The 16,615-nt window shown below is 58.6% G+C and carries 16 protein-coding genes; 5 read left to right on the top strand and 11 right to left on the bottom strand.

Going from position 1 to position 16,615, the window contains the following annotated elements:
* Positions 1-7: 7 nt before the first annotated feature.
* The 3 genes from sdhA to sdhC are packed head-to-tail and all read right to left on the bottom strand — an operon-like array spanning position 8 to position 2,520.
* A complete protein-coding gene (gene sdhA, locus C4J91_RS08865) occupies positions 8-1,780 on the bottom strand; it encodes a succinate dehydrogenase flavoprotein subunit (RefSeq protein WP_124361977.1) in 1,773 nt (590 codons plus the stop codon).
* 3 nt (positions 1,781-1,783) lie between these two features.
* The gene (gene sdhD, locus C4J91_RS08860) at positions 1,784-2,152 is read right to left on the bottom strand and encodes a succinate dehydrogenase, hydrophobic membrane anchor protein (protein WP_003233245.1); all 369 of its coding nucleotides are present in this window, start codon (positions 2,150-2,152) and stop codon (positions 1,784-1,786) included.
* Positions 2,146-2,520 carry a succinate dehydrogenase, cytochrome b556 subunit gene (gene sdhC / locus C4J91_RS08855; RefSeq protein WP_124361976.1) on the bottom strand — a complete coding sequence of 125 codons (375 nt, stop codon included), beginning with the start codon at positions 2,518-2,520 and terminating at the stop codon, positions 2,146-2,148. Before sdhC ends, sdhD begins: the two co-directional genes overlap by 7 nt.
* 365 nt (positions 2,521-2,885) lie before the next feature.
* On the opposite strand from sdhC, the gene gltA reads away from it, so the two are divergent.
* Positions 2,886-4,175, top strand: coding sequence for a citrate synthase (gene gltA / locus C4J91_RS08850; protein WP_124361975.1), 1,290 nt, complete (start codon positions 2,886-2,888; stop codon positions 4,173-4,175).
* A gap of 239 nt (positions 4,176-4,414) precedes the next feature.
* On the opposite strand, the gene C4J91_RS08845 is transcribed toward gltA, so the two are convergent.
* The 3 genes from C4J91_RS08845 to C4J91_RS08835 all read right to left on the bottom strand — a co-directional run bounded on the left by C4J91_RS08845 (position 4,415) and on the right by C4J91_RS08835 (position 7,494).
* Positions 4,415-6,073 carry a cation acetate symporter gene (locus tag C4J91_RS08845; RefSeq protein ID WP_124361974.1) on the bottom strand — a complete coding sequence of 553 codons (1,659 nt, stop codon included), beginning with the start codon at positions 6,071-6,073 and terminating at the stop codon, positions 4,415-4,417.
* On the bottom strand, positions 6,070-6,381 hold the full coding sequence (locus C4J91_RS08840) for a DUF485 domain-containing protein (protein WP_124361973.1): 312 nt from the start codon (positions 6,379-6,381) through the stop codon (positions 6,070-6,072). The genes C4J91_RS08845 and C4J91_RS08840 overlap by 4 nt, the downstream gene beginning before the upstream one ends.
* 261 nt (positions 6,382-6,642) lie before the next feature.
* Complete coding sequence (locus C4J91_RS08835; protein ID WP_003233255.1) at positions 6,643-7,494, bottom strand: glycine betaine ABC transporter substrate-binding protein; 852 nt, start codon at positions 7,492-7,494, stop codon at positions 6,643-6,645.
* Positions 7,495-7,827: 333 nt separating this feature from the next.
* Between C4J91_RS08835 and C4J91_RS08830 the strand changes: the two genes are divergently transcribed.
* Positions 7,828-9,381: a glycosyl hydrolase family 17 protein gene (locus C4J91_RS08830; protein ID WP_124361972.1), complete on the top strand. Its 1,554-nt coding sequence runs from the start codon at positions 7,828-7,830 to the stop codon at positions 9,379-9,381.
* 104 nt (positions 9,382-9,485) lie between these two features.
* Here C4J91_RS08830 and C4J91_RS08825 read toward each other — a convergent pair whose 3' ends face one another.
* Positions 9,486-9,854: a hypothetical protein gene (locus C4J91_RS08825; RefSeq protein ID WP_124361971.1), complete on the bottom strand. Its 369-nt coding sequence runs from the start codon at positions 9,852-9,854 to the stop codon at positions 9,486-9,488.
* A 234-nt stretch (positions 9,855-10,088) separates the two neighbouring features.
* Here C4J91_RS08825 and C4J91_RS08820 point away from each other — a divergent pair, with 234 nt between their 5' ends.
* Together C4J91_RS08820 and C4J91_RS08815 are read left to right on the top strand one after the other, a co-directional pair.
* A complete protein-coding gene (locus C4J91_RS08820; RefSeq protein ID WP_057722697.1) occupies positions 10,089-11,387 on the top strand; it encodes a serine/threonine protein kinase in 1,299 nt (432 codons plus the stop codon).
* Positions 11,380-12,168, top strand: a complete 789-nt coding sequence (locus C4J91_RS08815; protein ID WP_124361970.1) for a VacJ family lipoprotein — start codon at positions 11,380-11,382, stop codon at positions 12,166-12,168. Before C4J91_RS08820 ends, C4J91_RS08815 begins: the two co-directional genes overlap by 8 nt.
* Positions 12,169-12,388: 220 nt before the next feature.
* Here C4J91_RS08815 and C4J91_RS08810 read toward each other — a convergent pair whose 3' ends face one another.
* A complete protein-coding gene (locus tag C4J91_RS08810; protein ID WP_124361969.1) occupies positions 12,389-12,736 on the bottom strand; it encodes a DUF805 domain-containing protein in 348 nt (115 codons plus the stop codon).
* A gap of 157 nt (positions 12,737-12,893) precedes the next feature.
* Positions 12,894-13,808 carry a DUF808 domain-containing protein gene (locus C4J91_RS08805; protein WP_124361968.1) on the bottom strand — a complete coding sequence of 305 codons (915 nt, stop codon included), beginning with the start codon at positions 13,806-13,808 and terminating at the stop codon, positions 12,894-12,896.
* A gap of 135 nt (positions 13,809-13,943) precedes the next feature.
* Here C4J91_RS08805 and C4J91_RS08800 point away from each other — a divergent pair, with 135 nt between their 5' ends.
* Complete coding sequence (locus C4J91_RS08800) at positions 13,944-14,549, top strand: TetR/AcrR family transcriptional regulator (RefSeq protein WP_124361967.1); 606 nt, start codon at positions 13,944-13,946, stop codon at positions 14,547-14,549.
* Positions 14,550-14,622: 73 nt separating this feature from the next.
* Here the strand turns inward: C4J91_RS08800 and C4J91_RS08795 are convergent, their stop codons facing one another.
* Together C4J91_RS08795 and C4J91_RS08790 are read right to left on the bottom strand one after the other, a co-directional pair.
* A complete protein-coding gene (locus tag C4J91_RS08795) occupies positions 14,623-15,771 on the bottom strand; it encodes a DDE-type integrase/transposase/recombinase (protein ID WP_124361143.1) in 1,149 nt (382 codons plus the stop codon).
* Positions 15,772-15,962: 191 nt separating this feature from the next.
* Positions 15,963-16,403: a heme-binding protein gene (locus tag C4J91_RS08790; protein WP_124361966.1), complete on the bottom strand. Its 441-nt coding sequence runs from the start codon at positions 16,401-16,403 to the stop codon at positions 15,963-15,965.
* Positions 16,404-16,615 lie beyond the last annotated feature (212 nt).

The raw sequence follows: 16,615 nt of genomic DNA, 5'->3' as shown, positions 1-16,615 counted from the left end.
GCCACCCTTAGTAAGTCCGAATCTTCGGTTCAAACGTCGGCACCGTCTTCGGCGAGAAGTTCACGGCACGCTTGGTTACGCGCTTGTCACCCGGGAAGTACAGGGTGTGGCACAACCAGTTCTCGTCGTCGCGGTCTTCAAAGTCTTCACGAGCGTGGGCACCACGGGATTCCTTACGAACCTCGGCGGCGATCGCAGTCGCTTCTGCCACTTCCAGCAGGTTTTGCAGCTCAAGGGCTTCGATACGCGCGGTGTTGAACGCCTGGCTCTTATCGTTGATCTTGACGTTGGCGATGCGCGTGCGCAGGTCGGCCAGCTGGGCGATGCCCTTCTGCATGTATTCGCCGGTACGGAACACACCGAAGTAGTTCTGCATGCAGCTTTGCAGCTCGCGACGCAGGGTTGCCACGTCTTCGCCGTCAGTGCGCTCGTTCAGAGCGTTCAGGCGCGCCAGGGCGGCTTCGATGTTGGCGTCGGTGGCGTCATCGTATTCGATGCCGTCGGTCAGAGCTTTTTCCAGGTGCAAGCCGGCAGCGCGGCCGAATACCACCAGGTCGAGCAGCGAGTTGCCGCCCAGGCGGTTGGCACCGTGAACCGATACGCAGGCCACTTCGCCTACCGCGAACAGACCATGGATGATCTCGTCCACACCATCGGCGTTCTGGGTGATTGCCTGGCCATGAATGTTGGTCGGCACGCCGCCCATCATATAGTGGCAAGTCGGAACCACTGGCACCGGCGCAACCACCGGGTCAACGTGAGCAAAGGTCTTGGACAGCTCGCAGATACCTGGCAGACGGCTGTGCAGCACTTCTTCGCCCAGGTGATCGAGCTTGAGCAGTACGTGGTCGCCGTTCGGGCCACAGCCGTTGCCGGCGATGATTTCCTTGACCATCGAACGGGCCACGACGTCACGACCAGCAAGGTCTTTCGCGTTCGGCGCATAACGCTCCATGAAACGCTCGCCGTGCTTGTTGATCAGGTAGCCACCTTCACCACGGCAACCTTCGGTCACCAGTACACCGGCGCCGGCGATGCCGGTCGGGTGGAACTGCCACATTTCGATGTCTTGCACCGGTACGCCTGCACGCAGTGCCATGCCGACGCCGTCACCGGTGTTGATCAGGGCATTGGTGGTCGACGCGTAGATACGGCCTGCACCGCCAGTCGCCAGCACGGTAGCCTTGGCGCGGATGTAGGTGGTTTCACCGGTTTCGATGCAGATGGCGATCACGCCGACGAACTCGCCCTTGCCGTTCTTCACCAGATCGACAGCGTAGTACTCGTTCAGGAACGTGGTACCGGCTTTCAGGTTGCCCTGATAAAGAGTGTGCAGCAGCGCGTGACCGGTACGGTCGGACGCGGCGCAGGTACGGGCAGCCTGGCCACCTTTACCATAGTCCTTGGACTGGCCGCCAAACGGACGCTGGTAGATACGGCCTTGCTCGGTACGGGAGAACGGCAGACCCATGTGGTCCAGCTCGAACACCGCAGCCGGGCCTTCCTGACACATGTATTCGATAGCGTCCTGGTCACCGATGTAGTCGGAACCCTTGACGGTATCGTACATGTGCCAGCGCCAGTCATCGTTCGGGTCGGCGGAGGCGATAGCGCAGGTAATGCCACCCTGGGCCGATACGGTGTGCGAACGCGTCGGGAACACCTTGGTGATCACGGCGGTTTTGTGGCCACCCTGGGCCAGCTGCAGCGCAGCGCGCATGCCGGCACCGCCGCCACCAATAATGATGGCGTCGAATGAAATAGTAGGAATGTTAGCCATGAATCAGATACCCCAAAGAATCTGCACACCCCAGACGAAGTAAGCGAACATCGCGATGCCGCATACTGCCTGGAAGAGGAAACGGACTGCGGTCGCGGACTTGCCCAGCGCCATTGGCGTCAGGTAGTCGGTCGCGATGGTCCACATGCCGACCCAGGCGTGAGCGCCCAGGGCCACAAGGGCCAGCAGACTGAAGATTCGCATCGCATTGTGGGCGAACAGGCCGTGCCATTGCTCATAGCCGATGCCCGGGTTTGCGACGAGGTATCCGATCAGGAAAATGAAATAAGCCGCGAGAACGACCGCAGACACACGCTGTGCCATCCAGTCATAGAGGCCCGAACGCGACAGATTCGTTACGCTGGTTACCATATCCAAACTCCTGCCAGAACGATCAGCACCACGGAAATGGCGATGATGATTTTCGAGCCCAGGCGGCCGCCTTCCAGCGTCTCACCGATACCCGCATCCATGATCAAGTGGCGCACACCGGCTACCAGGTGATACAGCAGAGCGGACAGCAGGCCCCACGCTACGAACTTGGCCAGTGGGCTGGTCAAGGTTGCCTTCACCTCGGCGTAACCTTCCGCGGAACCCAGGGATTTGCTCAATGCGTAAAGCATGATGCCCAGGCCCAGGAACAGGATGATGCCGGAAACACGGTGCAGGAACGACGTAACGCCGGTGATGGGGAGTTTGATGGTCCTTAGGTCTAGGTTTACAGGTCGTTGGCTATTCACGGCTTTTTTTCACACTGAAGAGCCCCTAACAATCAGGGCAAAGTTGTTGGGGAGTGCGACTGGTCAGGTAAGCACCACCCAGGGAGTGCGACCCCCAATGAAAGCAAGCCCAAAAGCCCTTGGCGGTCGGTGGCCGAGTATAGACAGTTAGGTTACTAATGACAACGCGCACACCTCACCCTAATAGCTGATTGCGCTGACGCGATAAAAGGCGTAAATGGCAGGCAATTTCGACGAAAAAGTACGGTTAAAGCCTTCTGGAGCAAGACTTTAGGCAAATTGACATCTGAATTTATCTCACTATAGTGGTGCGGGCCCTGCGTGGGGGGTCTGTCTGATGATTTGAAGCATAAATAGGAGGCCACATGGCTGACAAAAAAGCGCAGTTGATCATCGAGGGCGCAGCCCCCGTCGAGCTGCCCATTTTAACCGGCACCGTTGGTCCCGATGTTATCGACGTACGGGGCCTGACGGCCACGGGCCGTTTCACTTTCGACCCAGGCTTCATGTCGACCGCCTCTTGCGAGTCGAAGATCACCTATATCGACGGCGACAATGGCATCCTGCTGCACCGCGGCTACCCGATCGAACAACTGGCTGAACAGTCGGACTACCTGGAAACCTGCTACCTGCTGCTAAATGGCGAACTGCCAACAGCTGAGCAAAAGGCCCAGTTCGTCAGCACCGTGAAGAACCACACCATGGTTCACGAGCAGTTGAAGACCTTCTTCAACGGCTTCCGTCGCGACGCCCACCCGATGGCCGTCATGTGCGGCGTGGTCGGCGCCCTGTCGGCCTTCTATCACGACTCTCTGGACATCAATAACGCCGAGCATCGCGAAATTTCCGCGATCCGCCTGGTCGCCAAGATGCCAACCCTGGCCGCGATGGTTTACAAGTATTCCATGGGCCAACCCATGATGTACCCGCGCAACGACCTGACGTACGCGGAAAACTTCCTGCACATGATGTTCAACACCCCGTGCGAGATCAAACCGATCAGCCCGGTGCTAGCCAAGGCAATGGACCGGATCTTCATCCTCCACGCCGACCACGAGCAGAACGCCTCCACCTCTACTGTGCGCCTGGCAGGTTCGTCGGGTGCCAACCCGTTCGCCTGTATCGCCGCCGGTATCGCCGCGTTGTGGGGCCCTGCCCACGGCGGTGCGAACGAAGCCGTCTTGACCATGCTCGATGAAATCGGCGATGTGTCCAACATCGACACCTTCATCGCCAAGGCCAAGGACAAGAACGATCCGTTCAAGTTGATGGGCTTCGGTCACCGGGTCTACAAAAATCGCGACCCGCGCGCCACCGTAATGAAACAGACCTGCGACGAAGTGTTGAAGGAACTGGGCATCAAGAACGACCCGCAACTCGAACTGGCTATGCGCCTGGAAGAGATCGCCCTGACCGACCCATACTTCATCGAACGCTCGCTGTACCCGAACGTCGACTTCTACTCGGGGATCATCCTCAAGGCGATCGGCATTCCAACCAGCATGTTCACCGTGATCTTCGCCCTGGCGCGGACCGTGGGCTGGATCTCCCACTGGAAGGAAATGCTCTCGAGCCCGTACAAGATTGGCCGCCCGCGCCAGCTGTACACCGGCTACGAGTCGCGTGACATTACCAAGCTGGAAGATCGCAAGTAAGCATTGCCCAGCTGTATTGAAAACGGCCTCCCTTAGTGGAGGCCGTTTTTGTTTGGGTCGCCTGACATACCGCTATCGGGAGCAAGCCCCCTCCCACAGTTGACCGCATTCTCATGTTGGAACTCGGTCAACTGTGGGAGGGGGCTTGCTCCCGATGCCCATCACCCAGACACCACTAAATCCAAGGCAAAAAAATACCCCAGCCTTTCGACCGGGGCATTTCTCATCCAGTTACAAGCTTAGTGGTTAACCGCCCCACTCGCCCCCAGGCCAGTCTGCGAACGCACAAACTGCGGGAAGTACAGCGCACGCTCTTTCTCTGCCGCCGCCGACTTGTCGGTGATGGAGAAGAACCAGATACCCACGAACGCGATGATCATCGAGAACAACGCCGGGTATTCATACGGGAAGATCGCCTTCTCGTGGTGCAGGATCGACACCCAGATGGTCGGGCCCAGGATCATCAGGCCCACGGCGCTGATCAAGCCCAGCCAGCCGCCGATCATGGCGCCACGGGTGGTGAGGTTTTTCCAGTACATGGAAAGCAGCAGCACAGGGAAGTTACAGCTGGCCGCAATCGAGAACGCCAGGCCGACCATGAACGCGATGTTCTGGCTTTCGAACAGGATACCCAGGCCGATAGCCAGCACTGCCAGGGCGACCGTGGTGATCTTCGACACGCGAATCTCATCTTTCTCGTTGGCCTTGCCCTTCTTGATCACGCTGGCATACAGGTCATGGGACACCGCCGAGGCACCGGCCAGGGTCAGGCCGGCAACCACCGCAAGGATGGTGGCGAAGGCCACGGCCGAGATGAAGCCCAGGAAGATACTGCCGCCCACCGCGTTGGCCAGGTGCACCGCCGCCATGTTGTTACCGCCCAGCAAGGCGCCTGCTGCATCCTTGAACGCCGGGTTGGTGCTGACCAACAGGATCGCGCCAAAGCCGATGATGAACGTGAGGATATAGAAGTAGCCGATAAAGCCGGTGGCATACAGCACGCTTTTGCGCGCTTCTTTCGCATCACTCACGGTGAAGAAGCGCATCAGGATGTGCGGCAGGCCCGCAGTACCGAACATCAGCGCAAGCCCCAGGGAGAACGCCGAGATCGGATCTTTCACCAGGCCGCCCGGGCTCATGATCGCTTCACCTTTGGGGTGAACCTTGATCGCCTCGGAAAACAGCATGTTGAAGTCGAAGTTGACGTGCTTCATCACCATCAGCGCCATGAACGAGGCACCGGACAGCAACAGCACCGCCTTGATGATCTGCACCCAGGTGGTCGCCAGCATGCCGCCGAACAGCACGTACATGCACATCAGGATACCTACCAGGATCACCGCAACGTGGTAATCGAGGCCGAACAGCAGTTGGATCAGCTTGCCCGCGCCGACCATCTGCGCGATCAGGTAGAACGCTACCACCACCAGCGAACCACAGGCCGACAGGCTGCGGATCTGGGTTTGCCCGAGGCGATAGGACGCCACGTCAGCAAAGGTGTACTTGCCCAGGTTGCGCAGGCGCTCAGCGATCAGGAACAGAATGATCGGCCAGCCCACCAGGAAGCCGATCGAATAGATCAGGCCGTCGTAGCCGGAGGTGAACACCAGCGCGGAAATCCCCAGGAAGGACGCCGCCGACATGTAGTCACCGGCAATCGCCAGGCCGTTCTGGAAACCGGTGATCTTGCCGCCGGCCGCATAGTAGTCGGCCGCCGATTTGTTGCGCTTGGACGCCCAGTAGGTGATGCACAGGGTAGCGCCGACGAACGCGACAAACATCACGATGGCCGAGACATTCAGGGGTTGCTTTTGCACTTCGCCGGTCAATGCGTCGGCCGCCCAAAGGGCCGGAGCAAACAGCGAAGCGCCGAGTACCGCCAATAGACGCCGGATCATTGCGCAGCCTCCTTGAGAATCGCATTGTTCAGGTCGTCAAATTCGCCATTGGCCCGGCGTACGTAGATGCCGGTCAGGATGAAGGCGGACACAATCAGTCCGACGCCCAGGGGAATGCCCCAGGTAATCGACGAACCGGGGCTGATCTTGGCCCCCAGCACGTGTGGCCCGTAGGCAATCAAAAGGATGAAACCGGAGTAAAGCCCAAGCATGATCGCCGAGAGAATCCAGGCGAACTTTTCTCTTTTTCTGACCAGCTCCTTGAAGCGCGGGCTGTTTTGAATCGAGAGGTAAATGCTGTCGTTCATTGTTTTTATCCTCGCAGCACAGCTTTTTTATTATTGGAACGTATCCACTGTATGCGGCTGTGGAAAGGGTTCCAGACGACCTTAGTAGTAGATCGAGTGTAGCGAGGGATTGCTGGAGCACAGAAAAATTTGAGGCGGTGCGAAACTAATGTGGGAGGGGGCTTGCTCCCGATGGCGGTAGGTCAGCCAAGAATGCTCTGACTGAACCATCGCCATCGGGGGCAAGCCCCCTCCCACAGGGTATTGCATCAACAGGGAAAGTTACTTAGCGGTCCACTCAGCGACACGCTCAGGGTGCTTGGCCACCCAATCCTTGGCCGCTGCATCAGGCTTGGCGCCCTCCTGGATAGCGAGCATGACTTCACCGATTTCATCCTTGGAGGCCCACTGGAACTTCTTCAGGAAGGCCGCGACTTCCGGCGCTTTCTTCTCCAGGCCCTTGCTGCCAATGCTGTTGACGGTTTCAGCAGCACCATAAATTCCTTTTGGGTCATCCAGGAAACGCAGTTTCCACTTGGCAAACATCCAGTGCGGCACCCAACCGGTGACGGCGATGGATTCCTGCTTGTCTTCGGCGCGGGTCAGTTCGGCGATCATTGCGGCGCCCGAGCTGGCCTGCAGTTTGTAGTCGAGGCCGTATTGCTTGATGGCTTCGTCGGTCTTGAGCATCACGCCTGAACCGGCGTCGATGCCGACGATCTTGTTTTTAAACGTGGTGTCGGTCTTGAGGTCTTCGATGGACTTGGCCTTGACGTACTCCGGCACGATCAAGCCAATTTTTGCATCCTTGAAGTTGGGGCCGTAGTCGACCACTTTATCCTTGTTCTTGGTCCAGTATTCACCGTGAGTCACCGGCAGCCAGGCGGACAGCATGGCGTCGAGCTTGCCGGTGGCAACGCCCTGCCACATGATCCCGGTGGCGACCGCTTGCAGTTTGACGTCATAGCCGAGCTTCTGCTTGATCACTTCTGCCGCCACATGGGTGGTGGCAACGCTGTCGGACCAGCCGTCCACGTAACCGATGCTCAGGGTTTTGCTGTCGGCGCTGGCCAGTGTGGAGCCCATCGCAACTACCAGAGTGGCAGCTGCGCCCAAGAGTCGTCGCATCTTCATATGTACTTCCCCGAAAGTGCTGCGCCCGACGAATGCCGAGCGACGTCAACCTGTTGTTATACGGTGCAACGCGCCCCCTTCACGCGCATCGATCCGGTTGCTGAGGCATCAGTGGAGTACTGACAGTTTTATCATCAACCTGCGTAGGCCTTTGCCCTGCTCTGTCAGCGACCTTGGTTGAGCAAGAAACGACATCACATCGCCAGCAGACCACTTTGTAGGACTTGCCCACCTATTCCCGCCCGAACTTTGCATGTCAAAAGTATGCGGCCCCACTGGAACGCGACAATTACGGGTAAGATGCGCGCCTTTGCTCCCCCAGATAAGCCGACCATGCCCGCGACTGCCCGCCTCCCTGCCCTGCCCTATGTTTTCGCCTTGTTCATTGGCTTGCTTGCCCTCGTCGGCTACTGGTATGGCCTCGGCCGGCCGGTGGTGCTGCCGGATGTGGCGAGCGCCAGCCACAAGCTGCAATGTGCGTCCTATACGCCGTTCGACAAGGACCAGTCGCCGTTCGACCAGCCATTCCAGCTGCGCCCCGAGCGCATGGACGCCGACCTGGCCCTGCTGGCCACACGCTTTGAATGCATCCGCACCTATTCCATGACCGGCCTGGAAGCCTTGCCGGGCATGGCGCGCAAGCATGGCTTGAAGGTGATGGCCGGCGCCTGGGTCAGCAGTGACCCGGTAGCCACTCAAAAGGAAATCGACGAGTTGATCACGGCAGCCAATGCCAACCCGGACGTAGTGACCTCGGTGATCGTCGGCAACGAAGCGCTGTTGCGCAAGGAAGTCACCGCCAAACAACTGGTGACGCTGATCCAAACGGTCAAGCGCCAGATCAAGCAACCGGTCACCTACGCCGATGTGTGGGAGTTCTGGCTGCAACACCCGGAAATTGCCCCGGCGGTGGATTTCCTGACCATTCACCTGCTGCCGTATTGGGAAGATGAGCCGTCCGGCATCGACCAGGCGCTCAAACACGTAGGCGATGTACGCCAGACCTTCGGCCACAAGTTCGCGCCCAAGGACATCCTGATCGGCGAAACCGGTTGGCCCAGTGAAGGCCGCCAGCGCGAAACCGCCTTGCCGAGCCGGGTCAACGAAGCCAAGTTCATGCGTGGTTTTGTCGCCATGGCCGAAGCCAATGGCTGGCGTTACAACCTGATCGAAGCCTTTGACCAGCCCTGGAAGCGCGCCAGTGAAGGCGCAGTGGGCGGTTATTGGGGCCTGTTCGATGCTGATCGCCAGGACAAGGGCACCCTCGCCGGGCCAGTCAGCAACGTACCGTACTGGCCGCTGTGGTTGGGCGTTGGTGGGATGATTCTGCTGGGTACATTGGTGTTGGGCGGGCGCGTGCGCACAACCCGCGCGGCCCTCGCACTGCCGCTGCTGGGTGCGATTGCCGCATGCTCCCTCGGCACCTGGGCCGAATTGACCCGCGTCACCGCGCGCTTTAATGATGAATGGGTGTGGGCCGGCTTGCTGGTGGTGTTGAACCTGCTGGTACTGGCCCACGCCGCCCTGGCACTCAGCGCCAGGGACGGCTGGCGTGAACGCGCATTCAACTGGCTGCAGCAACGTGCGGGCTGGCTGGTGGCGATTGCCGGCTTTGCCGGTGCGGTGATGATGCTGGCGCTGGTGTTCGACCCGCGTTATCGCAGCTTCCCCAGCGCGGCACTGGTGCTGCCGGCCCTGGTGTACCTGGTGCGCCCGGTGAGCGGGCCGCGTCGGGAGATTGCTTTGCTGGCCTTCATCATCGGTGCCGGCATTGCGCCGCAGCTGTTCCGGGAAGGTTTGTTGAATCAGCAGGCCTGGGGGTGGGCGGTGGTGAGTGTGCTCATGGTTGCAGCTTTGTGGCGCTGCTTGCGGGTGCGCAAGTCCTAACACCGCCATCGGGGGCAAGCCCCCTCCCACATTTGACCGTATTCACAAATGGAAATGTGTGAACCCAATCAAGTGTGGAGGGGGCTTGCCCCCGATTGGCCCTATCAGGCGACGCGAGGCTTCCTGACCAACCGCAACCCTGCAATCACCACAGCAAACACCGCAAACGTGGTGTTATACAAGGCCAGGGCCGGCAACCCAAACACCAGCCCCAGCACCGCCAAGCCCCATCCCGCCCGGCCCGGCACGAAAAACGCCAGCACCGAGGTCACCAGCGCGCCCCAGCCCAGTACCTTGAAATGAATCATCAAGCCCAGGTTCGAACGCACCTGGCATTCCCAACGGCTGGCCTCATCCGCACAGATGCCAACCCACTGCCCGTCTTCCATGAAGCCATAACGCGCAGCGTAACTGGCCGCCAACCATAACGGCAGGGCGATAAGCAGCAGGATCAACGGCAAACGACGGGACATGGGGCACTCCGATAGGCAAAAACGGCGCTCAGCTTAATCCCACGGCGGCCGTTAGCAAGGTGTCTGCGCAGATATCTGTTCATCAATGCGTGGCAAAGTGTATCTTCTGCCAGCTATTACTCCGATTCCCACGTTTTTTCCGACTTTTCGTGCCGAGGGCTGGCACTTCGGTGGCAACGCGGTGGTCATAGCCTGCGAATTTCATTCAGCACCTTTCCTCCTAGGGATTAAGTCATGCTCCGTTCCTTGCGCTGTGCTGCCTTGCTGGGCAGCCTTTTTTTGAGTGCGTCAGCACTGGCCGTCGATATCGACCAGGCCAGCTATGGCTACCCTTTGACGAACCCGTTCGAAGCGACCATCGCCACCACGCCGCCCGATCTTCGGCCAACCCTGCCGACTGACGACGAGATCAATCAATCCGACTACACCTTGAACATGCGACCCGAGCGCGAGTTCAGCCTGCCGGACAACTTCTGGGCGGTGAAGAAACTCACCTACCGCATTGCCAAGCAGGACCGCGCCGCGCCGCTGATCTTCCTGATCGCCGGCACCGGTGCGCGGTTTGACAGCAGCATCAATGAATACCTGAAGAAACTGTATTACCAGGCCGGCTACCACGTGGTGCAGCTGTCGTCGCCGACCAGCTTCGACTTCATCAGCGCCGCGTCGCGCTTCGCCACTCCGGGTATCACCCAGGAAGACGCCGAAGACATGTACCGCGTGATGCAAGCCGTGCGCGCGCAGAACGCCTCGCTGCCGGTCACTGACTTCTACCTGACCGGCTACAGCCTGGGCGCCCTGGACGCGGCGTTTGTCAGCAAGCTCGACGAAACCCGTCGCAGCTTCAACTTCAAGAAAGTCCTGCTGCTCAACCCACCGGTCAACCTCTACACCTCGATCACCAACCTCGACAAGTTGGTACAGACCGAGGTCAAGGGCATCAACAACACCACCACCTTCTATGAGCTGGTGCTTAGCAAGCTGACCCGCTACTTCCAGCAAAAGGGCTACATCGACCTCAACGACGCCCTGCTCTACGACTTCCAGCAATCCAAGCAGCACCTGACCAACGAACAGATGGCCATGCTGATCGGCACCTCGTTCCGTTTCTCCGCTGCCGACATCGCCTTCACCTCGGACTTGATCAACCGTCGCGGCCTGATCATCCCGCCGAAATACCCGATCACCGAAGGCACCAGCCTCACGCCGTTCCTCAAGCGTGCCCTGCAGTGCGACTTCGACTGCTACCTCACCGAACAGGTGATCCCGATGTGGCGCGCCCGCTCCGACGGCGGCAGCCTGCTGCAACTGGTTGACCAGGTCAGCCTGTACGCGCTCAAGGACTACCTGCACGCCAGCCCGAAGATCGCCGTGATGCACAACGCCGACGACGTGATCCTCGGCCCGGGCGACCTGGGTTTCCTGCGTAAAACCTTCGGCGATCGCTTGACCGTCTACCCGCTGGGCGGCCACTGCGGCAACCTCAATTACCGCGTCAACGCCGACGCCATGCTGGAGTTCTTCCGTGGCTAAATATCTTCTGCTGCTTGCCGCACTGATGTGCGCGGGCGTGGCCAATGCCGACAACAGCAAGGCCCATGAACCGGTCAAGGTCGGTGCCGACGGTTTCAAGGAACCGTTGACCAAACTCAAGTTCAACGCCGGCCTGGACCAGCGTGAATTCGAGCGCTCGTCGCTGACCGCGCTCAACGTCTACGATCCACTGGAGTCGTGGAACCGCCGCGTGTACCACTTCAACTATCGCTTCGACCAATGGGTGTTCCTGCCGGTGGTGGACGGTTACCGCTACGTCACGCCGAGCTTCCTGCGCACCGGCGTGAGCAATTTCTTCAACAACCTGGGCGACGTGCCCAACCTGTTGAACAGCCTGCTGCAACTCAAGGGCCATCGCTCCCTGGAGACCACCGGTCGCCTGCTGGTCAACACCACCATCGGCATCGCCGGCCTGTGGGACCCGGCTACCGCCATGGGCCTGCCGCGCCAGAGCGAAGACTTCGGTCAGACCCTGGGCTTCTACGGTGTGCCGGGCGGCGCCTACGTCGTTTTGCCGATCTTCGGCCCGTCGAACCTGCGCGATACCGCAGGCTTGCTGGTGGACTACACCGCCGAGTCGCAGATCAACTTCCTCAACGTGTCCGAGGTCAGCTCCAACCACCCGGAAATCTGGGCTCTGCGCGCCGTGGACAAGCGCTACCAGACCAGCTTCCGCTACGGCCAGATGAACTCGCCGTTCGAGTATGAAAAGGTGCGCTATATCTACACGGAATCGCGCAAATTGCAGATTGCCGAGTAAACAGCGCCCCTTACAAGATCGTTCCCACGCTCCGCGTGGGAATGCCACCCAGGACGCTCCGCGTCCCGCTTTCAGCGCAAAATCCAGCACCTGCGCAAGGGTGACGCGGAGCGTCACGGGATGCATTCCCACGCGGAGCGAGGGAACGATCATCTCTTGACCATAAAAAAGGCCATTCGAATGAATGGCCTTTTTTATTGCACTGGCTTTACTCAATTACCTAGCTGACATTTTTACTAGGAGGCACACCGTAATCGTTATCCCCCTTATCGCCCTGAGTGAGCAACTGGATGGACACCATTATAAAACCAACGACCGGTATCAAAAACCAAAGTGCATACGCCCCCGTGATGTTCACATCATGAAGCCTGCGGAATGTCACTGACACCGCAGGGGGGATCATAAACAGCACATAAAAGCCAAATGGGACGATAAACCAAGGACTCGAAGAAACATCTGCCAGGTACGCTATCAAAATAGAGCCCCAAATCACCATGATGTCCATCACTACAAACGCCCAGTACTCTCTTCTACAGGCTCGCCCACTAAACTTGATATAGTTTTTCATCGCTTGAAAACACCAGTTCATCCTTAACCCCCTGTCGATCCATTTTTTTATCGCGCTCTACACATGAAGAAGCGCAACGCATCCTATAAATGCCTGAAAAATCGAACTGTAGGATTAAGCTTAAACAGCGTTTCAAACTGTACTCGATGCGAACTAATCAGCGTTTCGCTGCTCGCCATGCTTTGCCAAGTATTGATACAACCGCCAGCACGACGGCCCCGGCAATAACCCCCGCCACCGCATTCAGCAATGTCGGCATCAACCAAGCCAGCGCCCCGGCGTTCTGGCTCACGGTTTCGATCCAGTGATGCACCACCGGCACGCCATGAGTCAGGATCCCGCCGCCGACCATGAACATCGCCGCCGTGCCGATCACCGACAGGCTTTTCATCATGTACGGTGCCGCACTCAAGATGGCGCCGCCAATACTGCGCGCCACTTGGCCCGGCTTCTGTGTCAGCCACAGCCCAAGGTCGTCGAGCTTGACGATACCCGCGACCAACCCGTAAACGCCTGCGGTCATGACAATGGCGATGCCCGACAGCACGATCACCTGCTGGGTAAGCTGCGCGTCAGCGACGATGCCCAGGGTGATGGCGATGATTTCGGCCGACAGAATGAAGTCGGTGCGAATCGCGCCTTTGATCTTGTCCTTTTCGAAGGCCACCAGGTCCGTCGCCGGGTCGGCCACCGCTTCGCTTAACTGCGCGTGATCGGCCTGGTCTTCTGCCTTGCTGTGCAGAAACTTGTGCGCGAGTTTTTCAAAACCTTCGAAGCACAGGTAAGCGCCGCCCAGCATCAACAACGGCGTCACCGCCCAGGGTGCAAACGCGCTGATCAGCAGCGCCGTCGGCACCAATATCAACTTATTGACAAACGAGCCCTTGGCCACCGCCCACACCACGGGAATTTCGCGCTCGGCGCGCACCCCGGACACTTGCTGGGCGTTCAGCGCCAGGTCATCACCGAGCACACCCGAGGTTTTCTTCGCCGCCATTTTTGTCATCAGTGCAACGTCATCGAGTACAGCGGCGATATCGTCGAGCAAAACCAACAAGCTGCTTCCTGCCATGAATCGGGTATCCGTAAAGTGAGAGATGGCGCGAGCATAGCGCGGCGCAACGCTTTGCGGGCACATTGTTGAGGCCCGCGGATGGCCGGTGCTACCATGCGCAACCGCCTGTCCTGGCAAGGAAGTTCCTGGTTTATGAGCACCATTCGCGAGCGCAACAAAGAAAAGATCCTGCGGGCGGCAAGCGAGGAGTTCGCCGACAAGGGCTTCGCCGCGACCAAAACCAGCGACATCGCCGCCAAGGCGGGGCTGCCCAAGCCCAACGTCTATTACTACTTCAAATCCAAGGACAACCTCTACCGCGAGGTGCTCGAGAGCATTATCGAGCCGATCCTGGCCGCTTCCACGCCGTTCAACCCCGAGGGCGAGCCCAAGGAAGTGTTGAGCAACTATATCCGCTCGAAAATCCGCATCTCCCGCGACTTGCCGTTTGCCTCCAAGGTGTTCGCCAGCGAAATCATGCACGGCGCTCCCCACCTCAGTGCCGAGCAGGTCGAACAGCTCAATGCCCAGGCCAAGCACAATATCGACTGCATCCAGCATTGGGTGGAACGCGGCCTGATCGCGGCGATCGAGCCCAACCACTTGATGTTCAGCATCTGGGCCGCGACCCAGACCTATGCCGATTTCGACTGGCAGATTTCGGCGGTGACCGGCAAGGCCAAGCTGGATGAAGCGGATTATGAAGCGGCGGCGCAAACGATTATTCGGTTGGTGCTCAAGGGGTGTGAGCCGGACTGAAAGACCGCAGTGCCTGGGCTAATCGGGGTGTAGAACCGTAGACATCGTTTACATCTGAAACCGGGGACATCGTTTACACATTTGAGGCTTGGACGCGGGTCATACCTCGCCCAAGCCTTCCCAGGGGATAATCACACAAGTACAAATCCCAAACATCATCCTCAGCCTCTTTAAGCCCTATCTGCTCCCCTGACAGCGCCTCGCTGATAAATACCAACTTGCCGTTCCACTTGATCGACCCGTCCTGTCTGACGCTTCGAACCTTCATTTCGGACGGATACTCCACATCCGGCAAGCATCCTGGGTAAATCCGCGTAGACGGCACATACACGTCCCCTGGACGCTTCATACCGAGCGCTTCATGAGGGCGCACGTAATTGAACTCATGCCTGAAATGCTCCAGCAAAAGCTGCTGCTCGATTAAGTTTTCTCCTAAGGGCAGCTCCAGTTTCAAGCTACGGTGCATCCGCTCATGGCGACCATTTTGGGCCGGTCTTCCTGGCATGGTGCGCTCCGGATAGATGCCCAGACGTATCCACCAAACTGCCAGCGTGGATATTCTTGCCAGGCCAGGAGAGGCAAACGGAACACCGTTGTCCGACCGAATAACTTCGGGCATGCCGTACTCCTGAAACAGTCTCTCAAAGGCTTGTTTAACAGGTTCAGTCTTGATCTTTGAATGAGCCCTGCACGCCAAAATCATCCGGGAAGCGTGGTCTGTGATGGTCAAAGGGAAGCACATCTGCGCGTTATGCATTTTGAATTGCCCTTTGTAGTCGGCGCACCACGTCTGGTTAGGTTCGTTGGCCTCGCGCATTACTACAGGGGAATTACCGTGTCTGCGCTTGAAGCGCCGCTTTTGGACGAGCCCAAGTCGATCAAGCCATTGGCCTGCTGTACTTGGGGAAGGCCAGGCGATGGAGGGATCTTCAAGTCGCAATAGCTCGAGAAGCTTCTTCGGACCCCATTTATCGTGCGCCTCCTTCATCGCCACCACACGGGCCAGGATTTCATCGTCGGTTTTATTGGGGCTGTTGTGAGGGCGTCGGGACAGTTCGGCTAACGACTTTAAATCGCCATTGTGCCGGCCGATCCATTTGTCGACGGTAGGCCGACTTACGTTAAAGCGGCGCGCCAGCTGGCTTTTGGTGTAATTACCAGAAAGCCAGTCAGCGACCAGTCTGATTCGTTGATTCATCGGAGACTCTTGGTTCCAGGGCATGATCAGTTACCTCCTGATCATGCGTATTAACCTGTAAACCATGTCCCCGGTTAGAAATGTAAACGATGTCCCCGGTTTGTACCGGGGCAAGCCCCCTCCCACATTTGACCGTATTCACAAATCGAAATCTGTGAACCCAATCAAGTGTGGGAGGGGGCTTGCCCCCGATGCTTTTCAAGATTACCCAAAGATCAAGCTGACACCCCCGCATCCGCCATCAACCCCACCCCCTCGATCGCCGTGATCGCGCACTGCTCATCAGTATCCGACGTATCCCCGCTGATCCCGATCGCCCCCAGCACCACGCCGTCCTGATTTCGAATCAATACCCCACCCGGCGCCGGCACCACGCTGCCCTGGCCCAGGCTGTTCAGCGCCGCGATGAACGCCGGACGCTGCTGCGCATCCAGCGCCAGCAGCCGTGAGCCTTTGCCCAGGGCAATCGCGCCCCAGGCTTTGCCGATGGCGATCTGCGGGCGCAGCAGGCTCGCCCCGTCTTCGCGTTGCAGGGTGACCAAGTGGCCGCCACTGTCGAGCACCGCGATGGTCAGCGGCGCGGCGGCAATGGTGCGACCCGCAGCGAGGGCCTGGCTGGCCAGTTGGGTGGCAATCTTCAAGGTTAAAGCGCTCATGGTGCCGTCCTTCTTTTGTTATTGGGAATACGTTGGAGCGTCTGTTTGATCAGATGCCGGATCGAACAAATAGAACACAATGATATTTATTTTTTGTATACAATATTTACAAACAAACCGTCCATACGTCGAAAAAAGCCGTTCCGACGAACGCAAAGGCCAGTTTATAAAATGCATTGACCTACGCCGCTCGCCGTGAATACACTTTGTCC

Source organism: Pseudomonas sp. R3-52-08 (assembly GCF_003851745.1).
Lineage (GTDB): Bacteria > Pseudomonadota > Gammaproteobacteria > Pseudomonadales > Pseudomonadaceae > Aquipseudomonas.
This window is presented reverse-complemented; position numbering and strand designations above follow the sequence as displayed.

Coding starts and splice junctions, on each gene's coding strand:
- C4J91_RS08820 (WP_057722697.1), top strand. CDS start 10,089: ATGCTCCGTTCCTTGCGCTGTGCTGCCTTGCTGGGCAGCCTTTTTTTG.
- C4J91_RS08800 (WP_124361967.1), top strand. CDS start 13,944: ATGAGCACCATTCGCGAGCGCAACAAAGAAAAGATCCTGCGGGCGGCA.
- C4J91_RS08795 (WP_124361143.1), bottom strand. CDS start 15,771: ATGCCCTGGAACCAAGAGTCTCCGATGAATCAACGAATCAGACTGGTC.
- C4J91_RS08830 (WP_124361972.1), top strand. CDS start 7,828: ATGCCCGCGACTGCCCGCCTCCCTGCCCTGCCCTATGTTTTCGCCTTG.
- C4J91_RS08845 (WP_124361974.1), bottom strand. CDS start 6,073: ATGATCCGGCGTCTATTGGCGGTACTCGGCGCTTCGCTGTTTGCTCCG.
- C4J91_RS08790 (WP_124361966.1), bottom strand. CDS start 16,403: ATGAGCGCTTTAACCTTGAAGATTGCCACCCAACTGGCCAGCCAGGCC.
- C4J91_RS08805 (WP_124361968.1), bottom strand. CDS start 13,808: ATGGCAGGAAGCAGCTTGTTGGTTTTGCTCGACGATATCGCCGCTGTA.
- sdhA (WP_124361977.1), bottom strand. CDS start 1,780: ATGGCTAACATTCCTACTATTTCATTCGACGCCATCATTATTGGTGGC.
- C4J91_RS08835 (WP_003233255.1), bottom strand. CDS start 7,494: ATGAAGATGCGACGACTCTTGGGCGCAGCTGCCACTCTGGTAGTTGCG.
- C4J91_RS08840 (WP_124361973.1), bottom strand. CDS start 6,381: ATGAACGACAGCATTTACCTCTCGATTCAAAACAGCCCGCGCTTCAAG.
- C4J91_RS08825 (WP_124361971.1), bottom strand. CDS start 9,854: ATGTCCCGTCGTTTGCCGTTGATCCTGCTGCTTATCGCCCTGCCGTTA.
- gltA (WP_124361975.1), top strand. CDS start 2,886: ATGGCTGACAAAAAAGCGCAGTTGATCATCGAGGGCGCAGCCCCCGTC.
- sdhD (WP_003233245.1), bottom strand. CDS start 2,152: ATGGTAACCAGCGTAACGAATCTGTCGCGTTCGGGCCTCTATGACTGG.
- C4J91_RS08810 (WP_124361969.1), bottom strand. CDS start 12,736: ATGAAAAACTATATCAAGTTTAGTGGGCGAGCCTGTAGAAGAGAGTAC.